Here is a 7,760-nt window from a genome sequence, read left to right on the forward strand (position 1 = left end):
GGGGAGAAGAGGCTGGCATCAACGCCGACGACCTCCTCTCCCCTCGGGGAGAGGTCGGATTGCCCCGAATTGCCCTTCACAATTAGGTTGGCAATCCGGGCCCGGGCGACTTCTGCCGCCCGCCGCAAAAAATGTCGGAACCGCCCTTCGCCATGCGTCCTTGAGAGGCAAGGCGCGTTGCCGGAACCTTGGCGCGCGTCGTCAAAATCCTAAGAGATGGAGATGACGATGATCAGCTTTCCCAACGAATCCCAGGAATACCGCACCGCCCGCGAAACCCTTTTGCAGAAGGAGATCGAGCTGCGCCGCGCGATGGAGGATGTGGCCGTCGCCCGCCGCGCGTTGCCCAAGGGCGGGCTGGTGCCGCAGGATTATGTGTTTGACGGACTGGGGCAGGACGGCAAGCCTGCGCGCATAAAATTGTCGGAGCTGTTCTCGCCTGGCAAGGACACGCTGATCGTCTACTCGATGATGTTCCCGCGCCATCCGCAGGAAACGCGTGACGTCGCGACCAGCGGCGGCACGGCGAAGCTCGCTCGGCCGGACCAGCCATGCCCGTCCTGCACGGCGCTGCTAGACCAATTCGACGGCGCCATCGGCCATCTCGAGGCGGCCGGTTTCAATTTCGCCGTGGTGGGCAAGACGGCGCTGGAAAACCTGCTGACGCTTGGCCGCGACCGCGGCTGGGTGAACATGCGGCTGGTGTCCTCGGCCGGCAACAGCTTCAAGCGCGACTACCACGCCGAGGACGAATCCGGCGCTCAACTCCCCGTCCTGTCGGTGTTCCACCGCGATGCCGACGGTATCAGGCATTTCTGGAGCTCCGAGCTGGGTTTCACGCTGCCGGAACCCGGCCAGGACCCGCGCGCCATCGGTACCTGCGAGATCTTGTGGAACCTGATGGATTTCGCGCCGGAGGGCCGGCCGGACTGGGACGAGCAGCTGCAGTATGATTGCTGCCACTGACCTTGGCATTCCCTGTCGGCGTATCGGGAAATCCTGCCGGTGCCGGGCTCTTGTCCCGATGTGATTTGACGCTGCGGCGCGCTGACCTACCCTCTAATGCCGAACCGAGGAGACGAGCGATGCTGTCGCCTTTCAACCGGAGCGTCACGCTGGCAGCGGCGGTAATCCTTGCCGCCGTCAGTGCGGCTTATGCCCATCACGGCTGGTCGTGGACGCAGGACGGGTTTTTCGAACTCCGAGGCAAGATAACGGCCATCTATATCGGCAATCCGCACGCCACGCTGGACGTCGACGCCGAGGGCGAGGTGTGGCGGGTGGAGATGGCGCCGCCGTCGCGCACCATTGCCGCCGGCTTCACCGAGAAGGTTGCCAAGGTCGGCGACGAGGTGACCGCGATCGGCCACCGTTCGCGCGACGACAGCGAAAAGCGCATGAAGGCAGTCCGCATCATCGTCGGCGGCAAGACCTATGATGTCTATCCCGACCGCGTGCCGCCGGCCTGAATGGACGGGCTGTTCGCCGGCATCGAGCAACTCGCTTTGGTGCGGGGACTGAAGGCCTCCTTCGTCGCCTATCCAATCGTCAACGCGCTCCACATCATGTCGGTCGGCGCGCTGCTGACCAGCGTCTGGCTCATGGACCTCAGGATCCTCGGCGCCTTCCGCTCGCTGCCGCAGGCACCGTTCGTGGCGCTGCTGCGCCGTACCGCATTCGGCGCGTTCGCCGGAGCGCTTGTCACGGGGTCGCTGCTCTTTTCAGTCAGGGCGAGCGAATATGCGGCGATGCCGATCTTCCTCGCCAAGATGACGCTCATCCTGCTTGCCGGCGCCAACTTTCTTGTCTTCATGCGCCGCGTAAAAGGCAGTGACGAGCCGGCTGGTGGGGCCGCGACCATGCTGGCGGTGCTTTCGCTGGTGCTGTGGACGGCTGTGCTTTTCGCCGGACGGTTTATTGGATTTCTCGGCTGAGGTGAGCAACGTTGGCGGCTAATCACAGCTAGGCGCGCTGACTCTCGGTGCCGCGATGCCTGAAATGCGATCTCCCGCGTCCCATTTGTCTAAGCCAAATCGCCGCGCCAAAATTAATATTCATCAGCAGCTCCATCGTCGAAATCGATTTCTTCGATGTCGAAAGATAAGTCTAACTCAAAATCGTCGACAAGCTTGCTCTTCGCCAAATTTTCGTTCTTCATCTTTTTCAGTAGCGGAGCCAGTTTATAGAAATCTTGGCTTGAACGATAGAATTCAATTTTTTTCTTATAAAAATAGCGGAAATACTCGTGGTCGGTGACGTGTTTAATTTTTGTCGTTCCGTTTATGCCTTTTAGCGTAGTTTCGTAAGCATATAGCCACATATGACTGTTCAAGCCATCCGCGGTCAAAAAAGTGTTCCAATGAGAAAAACTGATATTTCCTTCGACCAACCCCTTAGAACGGGCATCAGCTATTAGCACTGCGATCAAAGCGTCTTCTTCCGCTAAAAAAGGTTTTAACACCTTTGTTTTCAACGGGATTCCTAGAGAGATAGCCAGATGCAACAGCCATATCGCCTCACCAGCTTTTTGCTGTTCGCATAAAACAGGGAGGCTCGACTGCACTAGGTCCTGAATCAAATCTATTGTTAAGTCAGCTTTAGTAAGATGCCTTATAATAAATATCTCAACTAAGATGGAAATGATTGTTGGATTTTCTCGATAGATTGAAATGAGATACATTTCAACCTGCTTCCACGAATCGCACTCCAAGAACGCACGTCGCGCGTTTTGAAGCGCAAATTTTGCAACATTACTGTCTCGATTTTCACCAGACGTGCGATTCAGATTGTAGAGAAATAAATCAATCGACTGCGGATCGTATGGAGGTTTGGGAATGATCGACCGTATATAGCTTTTCCAGCCCCAAACGTAATATGAGCTGCTCGCCGAAATGAACGTTTTCTCATTATTGATATCTAGTTCGAATGTATTTGCTGATCGTCTGATCGATGCAATTACAGCTTCAGCTCGTTCCTTGGTGTGTGTTCCAATGCTGAAATCGTCAACGAAACGCATCGCCGAATTTAAAGTTATGCCAGGACTGCTTTGGATTGGAAGGTCGATCGCCGAACCAACCAGTTCAGCGATCATCCGCGATGTATCGGGGCCAACGGGCAGGCCAATTGTTTGACCATCTTGCGAGTTCCTTGAAATCAAATCAATGAGGTTCCCCGCGTGCTTTAGAGACCGGTTTTTCTTTGCGAAGTTTTTTCCATGTATCGCCCATGCAATTGCGTGAGTGTATATGGAATGGTAAAATGAACTAAGATCTGTGTGTAGTATATATGCAAATCTTGCATTTAAATTCGATAGAAAGAACTCTCTCGATTCGAACACGGGGCGCTTTAAAGCGCGATCCCCGCTCCAATCGAATACAGATGGAGATACTGATATATTTGAATTCTTAGATATCTTTCTTAATTCAATATACTTATCAGAAAGTATCTTTGACAAGAAAAAGTACGATATTGGATTTATAAACGAGTGCCTTCGGTGATGTTTAGTAAATCTTGGATAGTTAAATGACGATCTGTGTCCCTTATAATAGTAATAGTTTGGATCTTTTGACTTTCCCAACTTTGGTAATTTGTCGAAATTTGCCAAGAGATAATTTCTGTATTTTCCAAGTTTCTCACTATAAAAGCACTTTGGAAGTTCTGGGGGAAAAAATCCGGCCGTAAGAAACCGGCGATGGCGAGCTCGAGCATTTTTCGCACTCATTCTCTACTCCGGTGAGCCGTATGAGTTGACGCCCGCATAAGCGTTCTGAGTCTAGGCTGAGTAGATAACTACACCATTTCGCTATCAAGAACTAAGTCTTGTATAAAAAATACCCGTGGAAGGGGCAGCACTTCCAATGATCGCCTCTGCCAGGCGAAAGCGCCGGAGAGTGTCGCGTGGGAAGGCGCTTTCTGCGTCAGCTTGGCATATACCTTCCACTTGTGGGAAAAGGTCGATTGACGCATGAGCGCCGAGCGGGGTGTTGGCAAGATCGCAGCGCCGGCGGGACAGCGCCCCCCTCTGGCCTGCCGGCCATCTCCCCCACAAGGAGGGAGATTGGCTAATCGCCTACGCAAAATACTCCTGCAGCGGCCGAACCTCCAGGCTCCCCGCCTTCAGCGCCGCAATTGCCTCGGCCACGGCAGCTGCACCTGACAGCGTCGTGTAATACGGCACTTTCTGCATCAGCGTTGCCCTGCGCAGCGATTTCGAGTCCGACACCGCCTTCTGGCCATCAGTCGTGTTGAAGACGATCTGCACCTGGCGGTTGCGGATGGCGTCCTCGATGTGCGGGCGGCCTTCCAGCACCTTGTTTATCTTCTCGGCGACGACGCCGTTCTCGGCGAGGAAGCGCGCGGTGCCGGAGGTGGCGAGCACTTTAAAACCCTGGCCGGCGAGGCGCTTGACCGCCGGCAGGATGCCTTTCTTGTCCTCGTCGCGCACCGAGACGAACAGCGTTCCGGAACGTGGGAGGTCGACGCCGGCGCCTAGCTGGCTCTTGGCGAAGGCCAGCGCGAAGTCGCGGTCGAGGCCCATGACCTCGCCGGTCGAGCGCATTTCCGGCCCGAGCAATATGTCGACGCCGGGGAAGCGGGCGAACGGGAATACCGCTTCCTTGACCGCGATGTGGCCGGGGTTGCGCGGGTCGGGCATGGCGCCGTAGTGGGCGAAGGCGTCTTCCAGGCTTTCGCCGGCCATAATGCGGGCGGCAATCTTCGCAATCGGCCGCCCGATCGTCTTGGCGACGAAGGGCACGGTGCGCGACGCGCGCGGGTTGACCTCGAGCACATATACGGTGCCGTCCTTGATCGCATATTGCACGTTCATCAGCCCGCCGACATTGAGCGCGCGGGCAAGCGCTGCCGTCTGGCGCTCGAGCTCGTCGACAAGCTCGGAGGGCAGCGAATGCACCGGCAGCGAGCAGGCACTGTCGCCGGAATGGATGCCGGCCTCCTCGATGTGTTCCAATATGCCGGAGACGTAGGTCGACCTGCCGTCGCACAGGCAATCGACATCGACCTCGATGGCGCCCGAGAGATAGGTGTCGAACAAAAGCGGGTTCTTGCCGAGCAACGTGTTGATCTGGCCGGTCTTGTCGTTGGGGTATTTCTGCTTGATGTCCTCCGGCACCAGGCCGGGCACGGTGTCGAGCAAATAGGATTGCAGCATGCTCTCGTCGTGGATGATCTGCATGGCGCGGCCGCCGAGCACATAGGACGGGCGCACCACCAGCGGGAAGCCGAGCTCGCCGGCGACGAGGCGGGCCTGCTCGACTGAATAGGCGATGCCGTTCTTCGGCTGGCTGAGGCCGAGCTTGTGCAGCAGCTTCTGGAAGCGGTCGCGGTCCTCGGCCAGGTCGATCATGTCGGGCGAGGTGCCGAGGATCGGGATGCCGGCCTTCTCCAGCGCATCGGCGAGCTTCAGCGGCGTCTGGCCGCCGAACTGGACGATGACGCCGACCAGCTCGCCGGACGCCTTCTCGGCGCGCAATATCTCCAGCACATCCTCCGGCGTCAGCGGCTCGAAATAGAGCCGGTCGGAGGTGTCGTAGTCGGTCGACACGGTCTCCGGGTTGCAGTTGATCATGATCGCCTCGAAGCCGGCGTCGCGCAGCGCAAACGCGGCGTGGCAGCAGCAATAGTCGAATTCGATGCCCTGACCGATGCGGTTGGGGCCGCCGCCGAGGATGACGACCTTTTTCCGCGATGAGACCTGCGCCTCGTTGGCGAGCGCGCCGGCGAACGGCACCTCATAGGTCGAATACATGTAGGCGGTGGGCGAAGCAAACTCGGCGGCGCAAGTGTCGATGCGCTTGTAGACCGGATGAACGTCGAGTGTACGCCTAATCTTCTCGATCTCTTCGACGTCCTTCCTGACCAGGGATGCGAGGCGGGCATCGGAGAAACCCATCGCCTTCAGCATGCGCAGATTGGCGGCGTCCTCGGGGATGCCGTGCTCGCGAATGCGCGCTTCCATGTCGAGAATGCCGGCGATCTGCTCGAGGAACCACGGGTCGATCTTGCACATGGCGTGCACGTCTTCCAGCGAGGTGCCCATGCGGATCGCCTGCGCCACCATGCGCAGCCGGTCCGGCGTCGGCGTGCCCAAGGCGGCGCGGATGGCGTTGCGGTCGTCGACGTGGCTGGCGGCCGTGCTGCCATGGCCGATGCCGGGGATCTCGATTTCGTCCAGCCCGGTCAGGCCGGTTTCCAGCCCGCGTAGCGCTTTCTGCAGCGATTCTTGGAAAGTGCGGCCGATGGCCATGACCTCGCCGACCGACTTCATCGAGGTGGTCAGCACCGGCTCGGCGCCGGGGAATTTCTCGAAGGCAAAGCGCGGGATTTTGGTGACGACATAGTCGATGCTCGGCTCGAACGAGGCCGGCGTGGCGCCGCCGGTGATGTCGTTCTCCAGCTCGTCCAGCGTGTAGCCGACAGCGAGCTTGGCGGCGATCTTGGCGATCGGGAAACCGGTCGCCTTGGAAGCCAGCGCCGACGAGCGCGAGACGCGCGGGTTCATCTCGATCACCACCAGGCGGCCGTCTGCCGGGTTGACGGCGAACTGCACGTTGGAGCCGCCGGTCTCGACGCCGATCTCGCGCAGCACCGCGATCGAGGCGTTGCGCATCATCTGGTACTCTTTGTCGGTCAGCGTCAGCGCCGGGGCGACGGTGATCGAGTCGCCGGTATGCACGCCCATCGGGTCGATGTTCTCGATCGAGCAGATGATGATGCAGTTGTCGGCTTTGTCGCGGACAACCTCCATCTCATACTCCTTCCAGCCGAGCACGCTCTCCTCGATCAGCACTTCGGTGGTCGGCGAGGCGTCGAGGCCGGACTGGACGATCTCGAAGAATTCGGCGCGGTTGTAGGCGATGCCGCCGCCGGTGCCGCCCATGGTGAAGGAGGGGCGGATAATTGCGGGCAGGCCGACATGGTCGAGCGCTTGTGCTGCAATCGCCATGGCATGGCTGATATAGCGCTGCTTGCGGTCGCCCTCACCGAGGTTCCAGCGCGTTTCCAGAGCATCGAGCGCGGCGTCGAGATTTTCGGGCTTTTCCGCCTTCAGCGCGGCGCGCTCGGCCTCGTGCGTCTTGCGGTCGGCATTCTTGACGTCGGTGGCGTTGGCCAGCATCGACTTCGGCGTTTCCAGGCCGATCTTGTTCATCGCCTCGCGAAACAGCGCGCGGTCCTCAGCCTTGTCGATTGCGGTGGCGTCGGCGCCGATCATCTCGACCTGATAGCGGTCGAGCACGCCCATGCGGCGCAGCGACAAAGCGGTGTTGAGCGCGGTCTGGCCGCCCATGGTCGGCAGCAGCGCGTCCGGCCGCTCCTTGGCGATGATCTTGGCCACCACTTCGGGCGTGATCGGCTCGATGTACGTGGCGTCGGCCAGTTCCGGATCGGTCATGATGGTGGCCGGATTGGAATTGACCAGGATAACGCGAAAACCCTCTTCCTTCAGCGCCTTGCAGGCCTGGGTGCCGGAATAGTCGAACTCGCAGGCCTGGCCGATGACGATGGGGCCGGCCCCGATGATCAGGATCGACTTGATGTCGGTGCGTCTTGGCATGTCGAGGGTCCGTTCGGCGGGCGGCTTGCACAAAAAGCCGGACGGGATGACCCGGCCGGTTGTGCGCGCGATTCTGGTATCAGGCTAGGAGGGCCTTATAGGGAAGAGTTTTGCCGGATGTAACCCCCTAAAATGCGGGTAGGGCAGTAGGGCAGTAGGGCAGTAGGGCAGTAGGGCAGTAGGGCAG

At 58.9% G+C, this 7,760-nt stretch carries 5 protein-coding genes; 3 read left to right on the top strand and 2 right to left on the bottom strand.

The genetic code is table 11. The annotated features are described in order from the left end of the window. Positions 1-228 precede the first annotated feature (228 nt). The 3 genes from NKJ28_RS32740 (at position 229) to NKJ28_RS32750 (ending at position 1,934) form a co-directional block, all read left to right on the top strand. Positions 229-966, top strand: a complete 738-nt coding sequence (locus NKJ28_RS32740) for a DUF899 family protein (protein WP_023678325.1) — start codon at positions 229-231, stop codon at positions 964-966. 119 nt (positions 967-1,085) lie between these two features. Beyond that, on the top strand, positions 1,086-1,469 hold the full coding sequence (locus NKJ28_RS32745) for a DUF6152 family protein (RefSeq protein ID WP_352638573.1): 384 nt from the start codon (positions 1,086-1,088) through the stop codon (positions 1,467-1,469). Beyond that, a complete protein-coding gene (locus tag NKJ28_RS32750) occupies positions 1,470-1,934 on the top strand; it encodes a DUF6644 family protein (RefSeq protein WP_352638574.1) in 465 nt (154 codons plus the stop codon). 113 nt (positions 1,935-2,047) lie between these two features. On the opposite strand, the gene NKJ28_RS32755 is transcribed toward NKJ28_RS32750, so the two are convergent. Further along, positions 2,048-3,721: an RNA-directed DNA polymerase gene (locus NKJ28_RS32755; RefSeq protein ID WP_352638575.1), complete on the bottom strand. Its 1,674-nt coding sequence runs from the start codon at positions 3,719-3,721 to the stop codon at positions 2,048-2,050. Positions 3,722-4,069: 348 nt separating this feature from the next. Then, the gene (carB, locus tag NKJ28_RS32760) at positions 4,070-7,573 is read right to left on the bottom strand and encodes a carbamoyl-phosphate synthase large subunit (protein ID WP_352638577.1); all 3,504 of its coding nucleotides are present in this window, start codon (positions 7,571-7,573) and stop codon (positions 4,070-4,072) included. Between the last annotated feature and the right edge of the window lie 187 nt (positions 7,574-7,760).

The organism is Mesorhizobium sp. M0145 (genome assembly GCF_040322355.1).
GTDB lineage: Bacteria > Pseudomonadota > Alphaproteobacteria > Rhizobiales > Rhizobiaceae > Mesorhizobium.